The organism is Candidatus Babeliales bacterium, from assembly GCA_040879965.1.
Taxonomy (GTDB): Bacteria; Babelota; Babeliae; order Babelales; family JACPOV01; genus JBBDJI01.
This window is the reverse complement of the sequence record JBBDJI010000007.1, coordinates 46,337-63,169: the sequence shown is the minus strand read 5'-3', so window position 1 is coordinate 63,169 and position 16,833 is coordinate 46,337. Positions and strand designations below refer to the sequence as shown.

The 16,833-nt window shown below is 32.6% G+C and carries 18 protein-coding genes; 5 read left to right on the top strand and 13 right to left on the bottom strand.

The window, feature by feature from the left end; translation table 11 throughout:
* Nucleotides 1–96 precede the first annotated feature (96 nt).
* The gene (locus tag WDZ41_00850) at nt 97–1,260 is read left to right on the top strand and encodes a ubiquitin carboxyl-terminal hydrolase family protein (GenBank protein MEX0939889.1); all 1,164 of its coding nucleotides are present in this window, start codon (nt 97–99) and stop codon (nt 1,258–1,260) included.
* Between the two features lie 41 nt (nt 1,261–1,301).
* On the opposite strand, the gene WDZ41_00845 is transcribed toward WDZ41_00850, so the two are convergent.
* Entirely contained in the window at nt 1,302–2,252 is a 951-nt protein-coding gene (locus tag WDZ41_00845; protein ID MEX0939888.1) for an SPFH domain-containing protein, read from the bottom strand.
* A gap of 167 nt (nt 2,253–2,419) precedes the next feature.
* Between WDZ41_00845 and WDZ41_00840 the strand changes: the two genes are divergently transcribed.
* Both WDZ41_00840 and WDZ41_00835 read left to right on the top strand, forming a co-directional pair.
* Nucleotides 2,420–3,313 carry a hypothetical protein gene (locus WDZ41_00840; GenBank protein ID MEX0939887.1) on the top strand — a complete coding sequence of 298 codons (894 nt, stop codon included), beginning with the start codon at nt 2,420–2,422 and terminating at the stop codon, nt 3,311–3,313.
* Between the two features lie 28 nt (nt 3,314–3,341).
* Entirely contained in the window at nt 3,342–5,039 is a 1,698-nt protein-coding gene (locus WDZ41_00835) for a glycoside hydrolase family 3 N-terminal domain-containing protein (GenBank protein MEX0939886.1), read from the top strand.
* On the opposite strand, the gene WDZ41_00830 is transcribed toward WDZ41_00835, so the two are convergent.
* From WDZ41_00830 to WDZ41_00800, 7 genes are all read right to left on the bottom strand, one after another.
* On the bottom strand, nt 5,020–5,613 hold the full coding sequence (locus WDZ41_00830; protein ID MEX0939885.1) for an EndoU domain-containing protein: 594 nt from the start codon (nt 5,611–5,613) through the stop codon (nt 5,020–5,022). The genes WDZ41_00835 and WDZ41_00830 overlap by 20 nt on opposite strands.
* A gap of 15 nt (nt 5,614–5,628) precedes the next feature.
* Nucleotides 5,629–7,491, bottom strand: a complete 1,863-nt coding sequence (locus WDZ41_00825) for a transketolase (protein ID MEX0939884.1) — start codon at nt 7,489–7,491, stop codon at nt 5,629–5,631.
* Between the two features lies 1 nt (nt 7,492).
* Nucleotides 7,493–7,720 carry a hypothetical protein gene (locus WDZ41_00820; protein ID MEX0939883.1) on the bottom strand — a complete coding sequence of 76 codons (228 nt, stop codon included), beginning with the start codon at nt 7,718–7,720 and terminating at the stop codon, nt 7,493–7,495.
* 82 nt (nt 7,721–7,802) lie between these two features.
* Complete coding sequence (locus WDZ41_00815; GenBank protein ID MEX0939882.1) at nt 7,803–8,510, bottom strand: hypothetical protein; 708 nt, start codon at nt 8,508–8,510, stop codon at nt 7,803–7,805.
* Between the two features lie 66 nt (nt 8,511–8,576).
* The gene (locus WDZ41_00810) at nt 8,577–8,762 is read right to left on the bottom strand and encodes a hypothetical protein (protein ID MEX0939881.1); all 186 of its coding nucleotides are present in this window, start codon (nt 8,760–8,762) and stop codon (nt 8,577–8,579) included.
* A gap of 150 nt (nt 8,763–8,912) precedes the next feature.
* Nucleotides 8,913–9,098 carry a hypothetical protein gene (locus WDZ41_00805; protein ID MEX0939880.1) on the bottom strand — a complete coding sequence of 62 codons (186 nt, stop codon included), beginning with the start codon at nt 9,096–9,098 and terminating at the stop codon, nt 8,913–8,915.
* A 28-nt stretch (nt 9,099–9,126) separates the two neighbouring features.
* Entirely contained in the window at nt 9,127–9,741 is a 615-nt protein-coding gene (locus WDZ41_00800; GenBank protein ID MEX0939879.1) for a hypothetical protein, read from the bottom strand.
* Between the two features lie 423 nt (nt 9,742–10,164).
* Between WDZ41_00800 and WDZ41_00795 the strand changes: the two genes are divergently transcribed.
* Entirely contained in the window at nt 10,165–11,151 is a 987-nt protein-coding gene (locus WDZ41_00795) for a hypothetical protein (GenBank protein MEX0939878.1), read from the top strand.
* Nucleotides 11,152–11,199: 48 nt separating this feature from the next.
* The gene (locus WDZ41_00790; GenBank protein ID MEX0939877.1) at nt 11,200–11,760 is read left to right on the top strand and encodes a DJ-1/PfpI family protein; all 561 of its coding nucleotides are present in this window, start codon (nt 11,200–11,202) and stop codon (nt 11,758–11,760) included.
* Between the two features lie 5 nt (nt 11,761–11,765).
* Here the strand turns inward: WDZ41_00790 and WDZ41_00785 are convergent, their stop codons facing one another.
* From WDZ41_00785 to WDZ41_00765, 5 genes are all read right to left on the bottom strand, one after another.
* Entirely contained in the window at nt 11,766–12,392 is a 627-nt protein-coding gene (locus WDZ41_00785) for a cyclase family protein (protein MEX0939876.1), read from the bottom strand.
* Between the two features lie 212 nt (nt 12,393–12,604).
* On the bottom strand, nt 12,605–13,114 hold the full coding sequence (locus WDZ41_00780; protein MEX0939875.1) for a hypothetical protein: 510 nt from the start codon (nt 13,112–13,114) through the stop codon (nt 12,605–12,607).
* A gap of 39 nt (nt 13,115–13,153) precedes the next feature.
* A complete protein-coding gene (gene gnd, locus WDZ41_00775; protein ID MEX0939874.1) occupies nt 13,154–14,047 on the bottom strand; it encodes a decarboxylating 6-phosphogluconate dehydrogenase in 894 nt (297 codons plus the stop codon).
* The gene (gene zwf / locus WDZ41_00770) at nt 14,044–15,447 is read right to left on the bottom strand and encodes a glucose-6-phosphate dehydrogenase (GenBank protein ID MEX0939873.1); all 1,404 of its coding nucleotides are present in this window, start codon (nt 15,445–15,447) and stop codon (nt 14,044–14,046) included. Before zwf ends, gnd begins: the two co-directional genes overlap by 4 nt.
* The gene (locus WDZ41_00765; GenBank protein MEX0939872.1) at nt 15,444–16,757 is read right to left on the bottom strand and encodes a hypothetical protein; all 1,314 of its coding nucleotides are present in this window, start codon (nt 16,755–16,757) and stop codon (nt 15,444–15,446) included. The genes zwf and WDZ41_00765 overlap by 4 nt, the downstream gene beginning before the upstream one ends.
* Nucleotides 16,758–16,833: the final 76 nt, after the last annotated feature.

The following is a 16,833-nucleotide window of genomic DNA, read 5'->3' as shown; positions in this document are numbered from 1 at the left end:
AAACAGAGACATCACAATAATTGCTTTCAAAGATTTATTTTTTATATGCTTTTGCTTGGAAAAGAACAGATGAAATAAAAAAAAGGAAATAGTACAATGAAAAAAATATTATTTATTATTTTTATAATTAGCTTTATTCAATTAAAACCACAGCCTCCTGGTTTAGCAAATTGTGGCAATACTTGCTTTTTAAATGCTTCAATTCAAGCTCTTTATAATATTAACCCTCTTACAAACATTTTAACAGCAAATCCGAATCCTTATTCATCAAGTACCAGATCACTGAGTTATCTTTACACAGAATTGATAAAAGAATTTGAAAAAGAAAATAGACCACATATTTTTTCGTGTGACACCGTTTTAGGCGAATTGGATAAGGAAGCACCAGAAAAAATTCCAGGATTTAAGTGTGGTGCTCAAGAAGATGCAACTGAATTTTTCTTTTATCTTTTAAATGATCTTCTGGCAAATACTGCGCTACAAAGATCGATTAGAGTATTATTTAAACTTTATCTGAAACCAATTATTGAGTGCCCTGCAATTGAAGGCTTTTCAGCTTCAACCAAAGGACTTCCTCCTGAATCAGATTTATCAATAAAAGTAGAAGTAATCGATGACGAAATTCCCTTAACCTCTCTTATGGCTTGTCTTGAAAGTTTTTTTAAAAAAGAGAAATTCTCTGATCCTCAAGACCCCTACCGTGATACTTTTACAAACAAAAACAGACTTGATTGTACTAAACAATTCAAACTACTCAATTCACCAGAAATTTTACAGATTACCTTAAAAAGATATCAATATATTTCTTCTACACAAACACAAAAATTAACTCATAAAATTGATATCCCTTTAAAAATTAATATATCAGAATTTCTGTTTACTAGACCAAAAGATCCAGAAAACAAACACTATGAACTTATCGGAGTAATTATACAAGGAGGAACCGCGAAAGGAGGACATTATTGGGCCTATGTAAAAACTAATGAACAATGGTATAAGTGTAATGATAGCGTAATAACTCCGGTAAACATTTCTAGAGAAAATATACCAAATGACATTACTGGATCAGCCACCGAAGGAACAGGCTATCTTTTTATTTACCAAAAAACAACGATAACAAGATCAGAATATGAATTATGGCAAAAACTAGAAAAAGAACGCAAGCGCAAAGAAGCCGAACAGATAGCATTCAAAGCGTTATCAAATGAGTTAGAAAAACTTACTGGCAGTTTAAGATCACTTACAAATCTTTTAAAATAATAGCCAAATTTAGAAAAAGGCACCATAATTGGCGCCTTTTTCTATTGTATTTTATCAAATATCGTTTTAATCGAAGATAAAGATCCAATTAATGAAGTAGCCTCATATGGCACAACAATGAGTTTATCATTCTTACCTTTAGCCATTTCTGGTAATGCTTTAATATATTGCATCGCAATTAAATATGGTAATGGATCTTGCTCTGGCATTATTGCTTTAATTATTTCAACCGCCTTTGTTTCCGCTTGCGCAATAACTATGCGTGCTTCCGCTTCACCTTTAGCTCGCAAAACACTAGATTCTTGCATGCCTTCAGCTTCTAAAATTGCAGCGCGCTTACTTCCTTCTGCCGCTAAAATTATGGCACGTCGATCACGCTCGGCGCGCATCTGCTTTTCCATAGCTTGACGGATGTCCGCTGGTGGCTTAACTTCTTGTAATTCTACACGATTAACTTTTACGCCCCATTTATCGGTTGCCTCATCTAAAATCACACGTAATTTTTCATTAATACTATCACGAGAAACAAGACTTTCATCCAAATCCATTGAACCGATAACATTACGTAATGTCGTTTGTGTTAGCTTTTCAATTGCTTCAGGCAAATTAGATACTTCATAAACGGCTGCTTTTGGATCAGTAATTTGATAATAAAGCAACGCATTAATTTCCATGGTTACATTATCACGTGTAATCACATTCTGCTTAGGAAAATCATATACCGATTCTCGCAAATCTATTTTCTCAATAACTTTTGAGTAACGGATATAATGTTTTCCGTTATCATCTGAGATAAGATATGTCCAAATAACACGGCAAGGGTTATCCACAAATGGCACAACTAAATTAAATCCAGGGACAAGTGTACGATTATATTTACCAAAACGTTCAATAACCACAACTTCTGCTTGCGTAACCAAATAAATAGATTTGAACAGTAATAGCGATATACTTAATACCGTAAAAATTATTATTCCTATTATTATTTCCATCACAGTAAATCTTTCTCTTTGTTATTAAATAGCTGAGCCACAAAATGTAATTATTTGTTTAAATAATAGAATATATTTTTCAATTGTCAACAGCATAATTACTTTATTTTGACTAAATTTTAAAGTTTCATTAAATTATATTTAGAGAAAACATTAGGGGGAAATTAATGGAAAGAACAATGTATTGGTTGTATTGCCTCTTATTACTATTTGCTCTACTATTTATAGCAGGTATTTACATATATTCCGATATTCAAAAAAAACAGATAAAAAAGCAACAAGCTTTACCTGTTACCGTATGGATACATGGTACACTCTTTTTTCCGGATTATTTTTTGCCTAAATTTTTTTATTGTAAGCCTGGTTTGAATTTGGCAACTGAACTTGATGAAAGCTATCATCATAATCAAATTGCACAAATACTCGCAAAGGCAGACCCTAAACGATTCCCGCTAAAAACTTTCTATCTTTTTGGTTGGTCAGGCAAATTAAGTTTTCAGGCACGCAAAAAAGCAGCTGAAGATCTTTATGCGGATTTGAAAAAATTAATAACAAACTATAAAAAAAAATATGGTTTTGAACCTTTCATCCGAATTATTGCGCATAGCCACGGAGGAAATGTTGCATTAACTCTTTCTAAAATTAACAATAAAAATGATTTAACTATTTGCGAACTTATTTTGCTTGCATGCCCTGTGCAAGAACGCACTAAGCAATATTTAGAAGATCCAATATTTCAGCAAATTATTTCTCTATATTCTGCTTTTGATACCATACAAGTTTTAGACCCTCAGGGTCTTTATTCTAAAGATATTCATGACATGCAAGATGCTTATGATAAACAAAAAAATATTCCTTGGTTTTCTGAACGAATTTTTGCGCCAACTAAACGACTTATTCAAGCGCAAATTAAAATTGATGGGCGTAATATTTTTCATATCGAGTTTATGCTTCAGAAATTTTTATCTTTATTACCAACTATTCTTGATCAATTGGAGAAAAGACAAAATAAAAAAACTATTCAAGAAAAACCATATTCGCTATCTTTAAAAAGTCGATAATTGCTTTTAAAAAAAAAGGATAGTATATATGCAGTATTATTGGTTTCTTATTTTAAATATTCTTATATCTTCAATGCTTTGTGCACAAAATCAATCATGGGCAGAAAAAACACTCACAACCATGAGCCTGCGTGAAAAAATCGGACAATTATTTATGGTCGCAACATGTGCCAATTTACATATGCATGAAGAAACTATTGCAAAAGCAATCCTTGAATCGCCTTATTTAATGAATCATGATTACATTGAAAAACTCATTAAAGAATATCACATTGGTGGTCTTATTTTTTTATACAAACAAAATATTAATCAACAAATCATGCTAACGAATCTTTTCCAAAAAATAAGTACCATTCCCTTATTGATTGGACAAGATGCTGAGTGGGGGCTTGGCATGCGATTATATGATGGCATTTCTTTTCCTCGAAATATGACGCTCGGTGCCATTCAAGATGAATCACTGATATATGATCTTGGTTATGAAATTGGTCGGCAATGTAAAAAAATAGGTGTGCATATTAATTTTGCGCCCGTAATAGATATTAATACTAATCCTGAAAATCCAATTATCCATATGCGTTCTTTTGGTGACGATAAAAAACGTGTCGCTCAATATGGCATACTTTTAATGCAAGGTATGCAAGACGCTGGTATTTTAGCATGTGGAAAACATTTTACAGGTCATGGCAATACTTATACTGATTCTCATGCAAAATTACCGCTGGTTTTACAAACACGTGAAGAATTATATGAAAATGAATTCTATCCATTTAAACAACTTATTAACGCAGGTATTGCTGCCATAATGACTGCTCATTTAAAAATCCCCGCATTAGATAGCACACCTTATTTGCCATCAAGTTTATCTTATCCAATTGTTACTGATTTACTCAAAAAAGAACTTGGCTTTTCAGGCCTTGTTGTTACCGATGGTATGGGCATGAAGGGAATCACCAAATATCACAAACCCGGTTATGCTGAATTTAAGGCTTTTTTGGCTGGTGCAGATATTATATTGTGTCCGCTTGATGTACCAAAAACAGTTGCATTAATAGAACAAGCCATTGAAGACAAAGTCATATCTGAAGAAGAATTAAATCAACGGGTATTAAAAATATTAAAAGCAAAAGAAAGAATGAATGTACATACATCGCGTTTTGTTGATAACAAAAATACCCTTGTAATTAACACATTTTATGCGCATCAATTAAAACAAGCTCTTTTTAATAATGCTACCAGCGTAGTTACTGACGAACAAAATTTGATCCCTCTAGCTAGTAAAAAATATGATGATTCGGTTCTTATTCAAATTGGTGGTACTATTCCGAGCGAATTTGAAAAAATATTAAAATCAGCAATGAATATCCCTTCATTTCATATTTCTACCGACATGCCGCAGCAAACTATCGATTATGTTATGCAAAAAATTAATAATAAAAAAACAATTATTATTGCGCTATTAGGTATGAATCAAAATATTAAAACTAATTTTGGCATTCATGAAAAAACGCACCAATTTATTAATGATTTAAAAAACAAAGGGAAAAAAATAATAATAACTATTTTTGGAAGCCCTTATAGCTTACGGTTATTTGAGAAAGAAAACATACTTCTTTTAGCCTATGAAAATGATCCTGAAGCACAACGCACGGCAGCGCATGTAATTCTTGGTAATCAACAGGCATTGGGCAAATTACCAGTTAACACTAAATTTTTTTGGGATTAATTCTTGGAAACGCAGTTTGAATAGTACCATCAGGCTTAATAAACAATTCTATATTAATGTCATTGCTTGTTTTACCTAAAATGCGTACACCATTTCTAACTAATTTTATCCCTTTAATGTGAGCTAATGATTCAATAATGTTATCAACAATTACTGATGCAGACCATAATGAAGGGAAAAAACTTGAAATTTTAGCTAAATTAGATCTTTCATCTTTCCATTGACCCAACCAAATACCTTTTTCATTGGGCGGAATAATAACTTTTTTAATTTTTTCTGGGCAAAATTGATCAGTATGCAAACCAGTTAATTTTAATTGTTTTTTATTCAAATTACCCAAAGCAATATGTCTCATATTAAGCTGATCAACCCGAACGCCCTCATGAGCAATATGTTTTTGATTCTTTGAAAGCACTAACCCAATATTAGCACTAATTTCACGTTTATATTTACCTAACTGTTTTTTAAAATAATGCTCAGTAGCACGAATATGCTCTATTACATTACTACTTCGGCCATGGAGCCCAATTGAACACAAAAGAATAAAAATTGATACAATTTGAAAATAACCCATAGAAACCATCCATATTTATAGTTTTTTCTTTACTGCTTCTATTATAGCAGCTGAATCAATTTTTTCCCAGTGCATCAATATTTCTGGCAAACCAGACCGTGGGAGCTTTTCTACCGCTAAGCACTGAATATCTAAGTTATCATTCCGTAAATCATAGGTTACGGCTTGACCAATGCCCCCTTCTAGATAATGATCCTCTACGGTAATAATCCTTTTTTTTGCCTGTTTTCCAACCCGTAAAAGCACTTCATGCGCGAGTGGTTTAATCGAATATAAATCGATCACTGCAATATAAATATTTTCCATTTTTAACTGATTATATGCTTTTAACGCTTCATGCAAGGTGACACCAGCACCTATAACACAGGCAGCATCATGATCGCTCTGATGCAACACTTTACAACTGCCTATTGAAAATTGCTCGTCATTTTTATATAAAATCGGAGTTGCCATTCGAGTAGTCCGTAAATAGGTAATCCCATCATTACGATTTGCCATAAGCTCAACCAATTTATAAGTACTTACCGCATCACTAGGATAAAGTACTACAGAATCTGGTAGCGTACGCATGATGGCAATATCTTCAAGGGCCATCTGAGAAGGGCCATCTTGTCCTATCGAAACACCGGCATGTGAACCAGTTAATCGTAAAGGTGATTGGCCAATAGCAGCCATTCTTATTTGATCAAAAGCACGCGTGAAAAATGCACCAAACGTTGAAGCAAATGGAATTTTGCCAAGTCTAGCCATGCCAACTGCCATACCAATCATATTTTGTTCTGCAATAAAACACTGCACAAATCGATCGGGGTGTTTTTCTTCAAAAATTTCCGCATAAGTAGAATTTTTAACTTCCGCATCCAAACTTACAGCTTGCTTGCTTACATCACCCACTGCTGCAATTGCTTGCCCATAAGCCTTACGTGTCGGCTGTTTATCATCTTTTTTGTAATCGGATACTGGTAAAGTAATTGGCTTATGTTTTGGTATTGAATCCATTTCAGGCAATGTTGGTTTCCATTCAAATCCACCGGTGTAATGTGCAGCCTCTTTAAAGTGTTGTTCTAAACTATTTAAAACCTTATCTAAGTTTTCCTTTTTGAATGGCTTGCCATGAAACCCTTCTTCATCTTCTGCTTTTGTAACGCCATATCCTTTAATAGTTTTTGCTATGATAATTGATGGTTTATTTTTAACTGTTTTCGCTTGATCTAAAGCTTGCATTAATTCTTGCATATTATGGCCATCCACAATCAGCACATGCCAACCAAATGCATCAAATTTATTGGCATACCGATTTACATTATGTTCATGAATTGTTGGTGCACTTTGTCCTAAACGATTACAATCAAGAATTCCAATGAGTTGATTTAATTTATAAAAGGCTGCTATTTCAGTTGCTTCCCAAATAGAACCTTCCATGCTTTCCATATCACCAATTAAACAATAAGTATAAAAATCTTTTTTATCCATTTTTGCTACATAAGCCATACCAGCAGCAATAGAAAGCCCCTGCCCCAAGGAACCAGTTGCCGCCTCAGTACGTGAAAAACGTAGCGTGGGATGGCCTTCAAGAACTGATTCAATTTCCCGATAAGTCATTAAATCTTCTTCGCTCAATAAGCCCAATTCTTTCCATATTGCATATAAAACTGGCGCAGCGTGCCCTTTTGAAAGAATAAATCGGTCATTATTTGGATTATTTGGATTTTTAGGGTCAAAGCGCATTGCATAAAAAAATAATGCTGCCACAATATCGGCAGCAGAAAGTGCTGAAGTTGGATGTCCTGATCCTGCTTTGGTCGTCATTTTTATAGAAGAAACTCGTACATTATAAGCTATATATTCTAAAAATTTTTGTAATTGTTGATTGTTCATCTTACTCCGCTTGTTTAGCTTTCTGAAATATATTAACTATACGTTTTTGCAAACGTTGCATTTTTTGCTTGCGCAACATGAGCTGCGCAATATTATATACTTGCTTATTTGGAGGTAGTTTTTGAAAAAAATTATTTCGGACTTTTTGGTGCAACAAATCAGTTTGACCAGTAGAAATTATCCATTGAAAGACAAAAAATAGTGGTAAACAAATAATATATCTTAACATTATCATCCATACTTTTTGTTTTACCATAAAAGTTTTCAAATAATAACGCAATATTCAGGAATTAAAAATGATTTTTATTTTATTAGCCACCCTCCATCATACCACCTGTCATCATTGTTGCCATGGCTTGCGCTTCTCGTGCAAATGGTACTGGTTGATAGGTGTCTAACTGGTCATAAAGTGCACGCGCTTCAATGCTGGTATCTTTTAAGTGAAATAAGAGCGCTTGTGCTCTAGTAATTAATTGTAAAGCTTGTTGCGGTACAGACATTTCCATATACAATGTTTGTTCCTGTTGCGGAACTCTTAATAGCGATAATGCTTCTTGATAAAGCTCCCATGCTCTAAGAAACAAAGTAGATCGAAATAACCTATTCATTCGAGTAAAAATTTTATGAGTCAAACCTGATGAATGCCTAATCAAGGTATTAAAATATTGCTGCATAAGACTAACGGTGGGTACTAATTGCTGATAAATACCAACCGAATCTTTATTAATTAAAGTTAAACTTATACCCATATTCATGAAAACAGCATTAAGTTCACGATTACCACTATTTAACATTCCTATTCTTCCTAAGGCGATTAACCGCCCTTCCCCCGTATCTCTTCGATACGCTTCTCTAATAATTTGCTCTAGTAAGTCACGATGGTTTGCATCAATATTATACAAAACTTGAGGAGTAACCATCGCTTCATATTTCATACCCATCATTACATTTTCTGCCATTGGATAAATAAAAAAAGAGATTGATATACTAAAGAAAAAAATCAAATTCATGATCTTCATATATACCAACCCCTTTTAAAATTTAGCTCTGGGACAAATTAATGTCCCAGATAAAGCGTACACATCTTAATCTGTGTCTGTTTCAAGCTCAACTTCCTCTTCAAGTTCAACTTCTTCATCATCCAAATCATCATCCATCTCTATATCGTCGTTATTATTATAATTTCCGGCTCTAATAGCAGCTGCTAAACTTAAGTTTGACATCATGCTAACAAGACCAACGAGTAAAATTGCCTTTTTAAGATTTTTCATTTTATCTCCTTATGATTACTTAATCTCTATTTTTGATGCATTTGTGTAAACTACCTCTTCATAGTTAATCATAATAGAAAATAACGCTTAGTTTCAAGGGTTTTTTTGCTTTTTATACATTTTTCTCTTTTTTAAAAACCCAATATCTTTTTAGGAAAAAAAGGACCATATACGATCCCAAAATTTTCCAATTATACCTTTTTTCTTTTCTTTTATATATTTGACATCAGAACGCATCGGCACACCACTTCTTATTAAAACTGAAGGCAACATAGGACTTTTCCCCAAGTTTTTTAAATAATTTTTAATTGTTTGTAACGTATTTTGTAACTTCATATTTTTTTATCACTATTAATATGAATATTTATTCTTTTAATTCAATTATTTTTTGAACAGTTAACTCAGATTCACCTAGCTTATCAAAATACGGGCTTAGTAATTTAAGCCATGAATTTGTTTGATTTAAGACTTCCATGGCAGCTTTATTATTACCAGTCTTTAACATAGCCAAGCCTTTTTTGTGTAATTCATGTGCTTTTTTAAATATTGCAGCATTTGTTAAATTGTGAATCTCTTCAAAAGCAGGATGCGCATCAGCTAAAATAGTAAAATCTTTATGCAAATCAGAAATTTGTTTTTCAGTTAATGTGCCACCTTGTAAAACAATGCCTATACGTTTTTTTATATTATCATAAGTTTTGTTAAGTTTTGCATTACCAGTCGTAACCTTATGTTCAGACAATGTAGCTAAAGCACCTTCAATATTCCCATCTTCCAAATTTCCCTTAATCATGGTTGCATGCTCTATGAGATTTTGTTCACCATTTGTAGATACTTTTTCTATAATAGGACCCGGGCTATATTGCGTACCATTAGTTCTCATAAAACGAGTCGGCTTTTGAGAAGATACAAGATTTGAAATATTAAAAACACTGAAAAAAATAGTAAAAATAATTAAATTTTTTTTTATACTTTTCATAACTTTTTCCTTTTTTTACCCTAAATTTACTTTAAACCCGAGGACAGACGTTTCTACAAAATGATATTCAAAGACCTGCTTTTACTAATCAAAAAACATCCGCCCTCTACCATATATTCTAATTTGAACTGAAACAAAAAATCAATGGTTGCCGCAAATACCACATTATTCATTTTAAAATTTCCAATAGAATATAGGGCAAAGGTATCTATTTATTCTTATTTTCAGTAAACTGAGAATAAATTTTTATGAAACCTACAAGATTATTTATATTTATTAAGAAGAAGAGGACAATACCCACAATCCCAAATTGGTTTCACCGTATCCTTTGGGGCTCTACATGAGCATCGTCCTCATTAGTTATCGTAGTATACTTTCAACCAAAAAGGCAATAGTTGAGGATTTTTTTAGGTTTATTCTTTTATGAAAATATTAACGCAATATACATCAAAATATTTTTCCTGGATTATCCGTGCTCTTGAAATACAGCTTTGTATAAGCATTATTTCATTACCGATTTTAATCTATTGGGGACAGGCTTTTTCTTTTATTGGCCTTATGAGTAATATTTTTTTTGGACCCTTTTTAATGCTTTTTTTATTCTTGGCTTCCTTATTATTTTTCACTCAAGTTTTTTATTTGCCAAATCAATGGATTGTTATCGCTCTTAATACATTATCTAATTTTATTTTTTCTGTTCTTTGTAAAGGCTCATCTTCTTGGCTTATAAGCTTTGCAATTCCACCTTTTTTTATCATTTTTTTTATTCTTTTATCTGCTTTTGCACTCATCCATAAAAATAAATTTAATCAAATCAGTAAAACCTTATATTGGATCCTATTATTTATAATGATTGTCATATCTTTAAAACAGCTCTATAAGCCAAAAAATGATGTTGTTCCTCTAAAATGCAATAATGGTGTTGTTACCGTTATGTATGAAAATAATAATGTTATTGTTATTGACCCTGGTTATCTGGCACAACGGCCTTCTGGAGAAACTTGGCTTGAATATATTCTAATGCCAACATTAAATAAACTGTATGGAAAAAGCACTATTGATCATTTTATTGTAATGCAACCATCGATTCGTATTTTTGATTGTATTAGTAGGTTATCCGAACTTACTGAAATTAAAAACTTATATTTCCCATATTGGAGCGGTACTGCAGATAAAAGATTTCTTACCGCATTTGGCAGAATGCGCAAAAACTTATCAGACAAAACAACGATTAAACGAATAGGTAAATATAAGCAGTCAATTAGCGCATCAATATACCTTGAATCAATAGATCAAAAAATCCCCTATAAAGATATATTTTTTAATGCATTAAACATGGTAAGTAATATATCGAATCAGGATTTAAAAATATATTCGGCAAAATATAAGAATGTTGACACTCATACCTAAAAATCCTTAAACTCCAGATTAATAATAAATTGATTTAAAAGGAAAATAATGTCGATTAATTTATCTGGAAAAAAAGTGGTGTTTATTGTGGCAAGCGAGGGTTATCATCCCATAGAATATGGCGTTCCAAAAAGAATTTTAGAAGAATCAAAAATTCGTGTTTTCACCGCAAGTGATAAACCAGGTGGAGCCATAGCCAAAGATAAATCAACAACGCCAGTCGATCTAACTATTGATAAACTTGATGTAACTGATTATGATGGCGTATTTTTTATCGGTGGCCCTGGTGCAATGGATTGCCTTGATAACCCAACAAGCTATCATATCGCTGCGCAAGCAAAAAAGCATAAAATTCCTTATGGCGCTATTTGTATCTCAACCCGCATTTTAGCAAAAGCTGATGCATTACGAGGATTAAAGGCCACTGGTTGGGATGGTGATAATGCACTCGAAACAATTTTAGTTGGAAATGGCGCTATTTATGAAAAAAATCATGATATTGTAACTGATGATTTAGTAGTTACTGCAACCGGACCAAAAGCTGCTGAACAATTTGCTTTTGGTATTATGCGGGTATTAACTAAAAAAATGCTTGGGCAAGAAAAATAAAATTACTATAAATCTTCTATTAATATCGCGCGAGCTGGTGCTGAATCGATACCGGTACAATTAAGCGGTAAACAACAAAAAAAATAATTTCCTGATGATACAGCACCCAAACGTAATCCTTCCACAATAGGAATATTGAATTGCATAAAGGCTTTATGCGTTTCATGCTCTGGTTGATTACGTTCGATTCCTAAATAATCGAAGCCTATGGCTTTTATATTTTGAGCAACTAAATATTCAGCTGCTTCTTTATCAATATAAACAAAACTATAAGTAAAACGATCGGTAGCTTCTCGAAAACTATTAGTGGTTTTTAATAAAATAATCTCATGCTGAGAAATATTAAATCCTTCTAAATCTTGCGGCGTAATTTTATCAACCACAGAAGTTAAATCTAATACACGGCATGGGCCCACAAGCAAAGAAAGTTCAATGCGGTCAATAGTTTGACCAGTGGCTAAAAAATGCGCGGCTGCATCAACATGCGTACCTGTATGATTACTCATACTTAAATTATATTCACGCGCTCCATTATTTTCCATACTCTTTACGGGGGTTAACTTTACTGTTTTACCGTCTTTGTATTCAGTCATTTTCTCACTAATAGGCCAACTTATATCAATAACTTTCATTAATAATCTTCCTATTTTTAATTGATAATCAATTATCTTATTCTATCAAACTTCTTGCATGAATAAAAACACTCTAAAACCTTTTTTTACTACACTAATTAATGATTTTGTCAGTAAAATTATTCTGAATTATAAGTCTATTATGGGCCAAGAAAAAAAATTCAATATATAAAAAAACAAAAAAAAGGCTATCTCAAAGATTCAGTTAATAACTAAGAAGACAATAAAACCAACTTAATAATAAGCGAAGCAAAAACCCCACCGGCGATACCAACACCCAATCCTTTGCCAAAATAAATTTTCATATCATAGTCAGTATATTTGTAATCTTCATTTCTTGGCAATTTTTCTAGTATTTTCAATCGTTCTAAATTAAATTTTTCTGATGATATATTTCCTGAAAGAAACCTGATCCACAAATCTTTAAAAAGACCATCACTTTCTTCAAATATCCTTTGGGCTGCTCCAATAGCAATATCTACTTGTTCACCATTTCCATTTTTTTTAGCTTTTTCACTTATTCTAAATTTTTCAAAAATAAGCTTTAACATTCCTCTTTGAGCATTTTTTATTTTTTCTGCTACAGCTTGCTCTTCATCTGATTTTTTTTCTTCAAAAATATCTTTTTTCGATGCTTCGAAATCAAAAGTTATTTTACTATCAAAACTTTGCAACGATAAAGTTAAAAACAATAAAACTACAAGTAAAGAAAATTTTTTCATTATAATCCTATAAAATAATTAATATTCAATATGACTATCTTAAAGCTTTTTTACCGCATGTCCACCAAATTTATGGCGTAACAAAGCCACAATTTTTGTACTGTAATTGCCTCCCGTTTTTTGTGACCAATATCGAATTGCAAGTGCATCTTCTATAAGCGGTATCGGGATGTTATGTTCTTGCGCATCTTCAACCGTCCAACGTCCCATGCCACTTTCAGCAACCTCTCCAGAAATATCTTTCAAGTCTTGATCATTCATTAAAATTTCATGAATTAATTCTAAAAGCCAAGAACGGATAACTGAGCCATTTCGCCAAACTGAAGCGATATTTGCTAAATCTAAATTTTTAAAATGACCATTTTTTAATAAGTTAAAGCCATCAGCGTATGCTTGCATTAATGCGTATTCAATACCATTATGTACCATTTTTACATAATGCCCTGTGCCAGATTCACCCATATATCCATAACCATTCGGTGCCGCAATTGCTTGCAGCAAAGATTTAATTTCTTCATATGCATTATGATCACCACCAATCATTAACGAAAATCCGGTTGTTTGTCCACGTAACCCACCGGAAGTACCACAATCTAAAAAACGAATGCTTAATTTTTTACATATTTCAGCTCTTTCAATTGATTGCGTAAATTTACTATTACCGCCATCAATAATTATTGAACCAGCGGGTAATAATTTATGTAATTTAGTTAAAACCGCATCGACGGTATCACCGGGTGGAACCATTATCCAAATTATATTCGTTTGTTTTGTTATTTCTTCTATGTTTTTTGCTGGGCTTACACCAATTTTTTCTGCATCACGCAAAACTGTTTCATCACGATCGTAGCCAATAACTTCATGATTTGCTTGCAAAACACGATATGCAATCGCCTTGCCCATTTTGCCGAGCCCAATAATACCCAATTTCATGCACGCCATCCTATCTTATTTTTCTTATCAAATTCTTGCAGTTCCTCTGGTCCTTTGCTTCCTTGCTTATATTGATATTGTGGAAGATTCATTTTTTCTATGTTATCTACAACCTCCCAAGAATACTCAATTTCATCAAACCGTACAGAAACTGATTGTTCACCATTCATAATTTGCTCAAATAACACTTCGTAAGCTTCTGGTGTTGTTGTACCAAAAACGTAATTATGACTGAAATATAAATTGATTGGGGTAACCTCATGAGTTGCGCCAGGTTTTTTAGTATTTAATTGTATTGAAAAACTCGCATCAGGCGAAATTTGAATAGTGAGGTAGTTAGAAGTATAAATACAATGGTTGCGCAAACTGCATGGCACTTCTTTGAATTTAATATGAATTGAAGTATCTTTTTTATATAATGCTTTTCCAGTCTTCAAATAAAAAGGAACTCCTTGCCATCGCGGCGTATCAACCATCATTTTAAGCGCAGCAAAAGTTGGTGTATCTGAATCGCGCGCAACATCTTTTTCACTTCGGTATCCTTCATATTGACCTAAAATACCATCTACGCAACTTGTTTGTTGAAGCACTGCCGCTTTTTGATCCCGAACATGCTTAGCAATGATCTCTTCTGGAAGTTCCATGGCTACTAAAGCTAATAATTGCATCATATGATTTTGTACTACATCTTTTAAAGCACCATATTTATCATAATAACGACCGCGCCCTTCTACGCCCAGCGTCTCACTTAAAATAATTTGGATATTATCGATATATTTTTTGTTCCAAAGTGGTTCAAAAATCATATTGGTAAAACGCACTAAAACAATACTACTTACTAATTCTTTGGTTAGGTAATGATCAATACGATAAATTTGGTTTTCGTTAAAATAATCTACTATGCACTCATTAGTTTTACACGCAGATTGAAGACTTACACCAAATGGTTTTTCATATACAATGCGTTGCCAAACACCATTAACTAAACCATCTTCACCTGCAGTTTTAACCAAACCAGATTTGCCAATTTGTTCAGTAATATCACAAAAAAAATGTGCTGGAACTGCTAAATACACAATACGATTTCCTGGCAAATTGTGTTCTTTTTCTAATTGATTAACAAATTTTGTTAAATGTATAAAATCCGATGGCTTATTAAAATCAAGTTTTTGATAATAAGAAGCTTTTTTTAATTGCGCCCAAATGTTCTCATCGATAGTTGAAATAAAATCTCGCCCTCGCTCAATAAATTCATCAGCCGCAACTTGATCAATCGCGGCACCTACAATTAAAAAATTATCAATTTTTTTATCTTGAATTAATCTATAAAGTGCCGGAATCAGTTTTCTTTTTGTCAGATCACCGGTAGCACCTAAGATAACAAATGTACAATTTTTCATTGCGCCAAAATCTTTCGGGTCTCTTTTTTATACAATTCAACATTAGGCTGATCAAATGGATTTACTTTTAGTAAATAACCAAGATAAACCATTTCAATCATATACATTTGTAATAATTGTCCAACATAATAGGCTGATAATTCAGGTAGCTCAATTGAATAAAAAGGACGATTATCGTTTTGATATGCAATTTTGACCCCCTTAACTATTGCATCCAGTATATATGATAACGATTTACCTTGAATGTTGGCAACACAATTATCAAATTCTTTGAAAGTAGGCAATGTCAATTCATTCTTGAGTTTTTCTATTGTTAAAAAAGTAATAAACTTATCGCGCGGACCACCTAAATACAATTGTCCTACTGAGTGTAAATCGATACTACCTACCGAAACAGTCGGTGTTATACCAGTATTCACTCGCTGATTTTCCGTATCAAATTCTTTACCAATACTTTCACCCATTAGTTGGCGATACCATTTACCGATTGATTCTAATTGCACCGAAAAAACAAATAAGTCATTAATTATAATATCATTTTTATAATGGAGATATTTGATTATGGCACTTTTAGCGGCATAATTATTTTCTATTTCTTTTGAAATACAAATCGTAGTTATATCTCGAGCTCCGGCAAGTAAGCTTCTTATATCGATATCAAGCATAACAAATGCAAACAATCCTACAGCAGAAAAAACAGAATAACGACCTCCCACTTGTTTTGGTATTGATAATATTGCAAACTTTTTTTCTTGCGCAATTGCTTCAAGACAAGAACCTTGATCGGTTGTTACTACAACGTATTGCTGATAATCAGCCGGGCGATATTTTATAAGTAAATTAAGAAAAACTTCAAAATTAGCTATTGTTTCGGTTGTTGTGCCAGATTTAGTAACCGCATTAATTAAAATGGTATTATCATTTTCAAGCTCACGCTCACACAATTGATATATGGCATTGATATAATTAGTATCTACCGTATCCGCAAAATAAATCTTTGGTCTTTTTTGATCTTCATTATAGAATTTTCCTAAAACACTTTCGATAATTGCGATAGTACCTAAGTTAGAACCACCAATACCAATCACTACTATTAGCGTTGGCTTTAGTTGTTTTTTTTCTGATACTAATTGCTCTATTATTGCTTGATATTGTTCATCGAAAGGCAGATTAATAAAACTATAAGGTGTTTCATAGCCGGCATGAAGATCTCTAACTGTTTGTATTTCTGCATCCAGCCTCTCCCCTTCTTTTTCAATCAATTCTTTATTTAAAAGCGTATTTTTAAAATTGATTTTTATTTCTTTCATTACTATGCTCCTTTTTGAAAATAACTAAAAATTGAAATAGTTTAATTAAAAAGCTATGAACAAAAAAAGAATTATT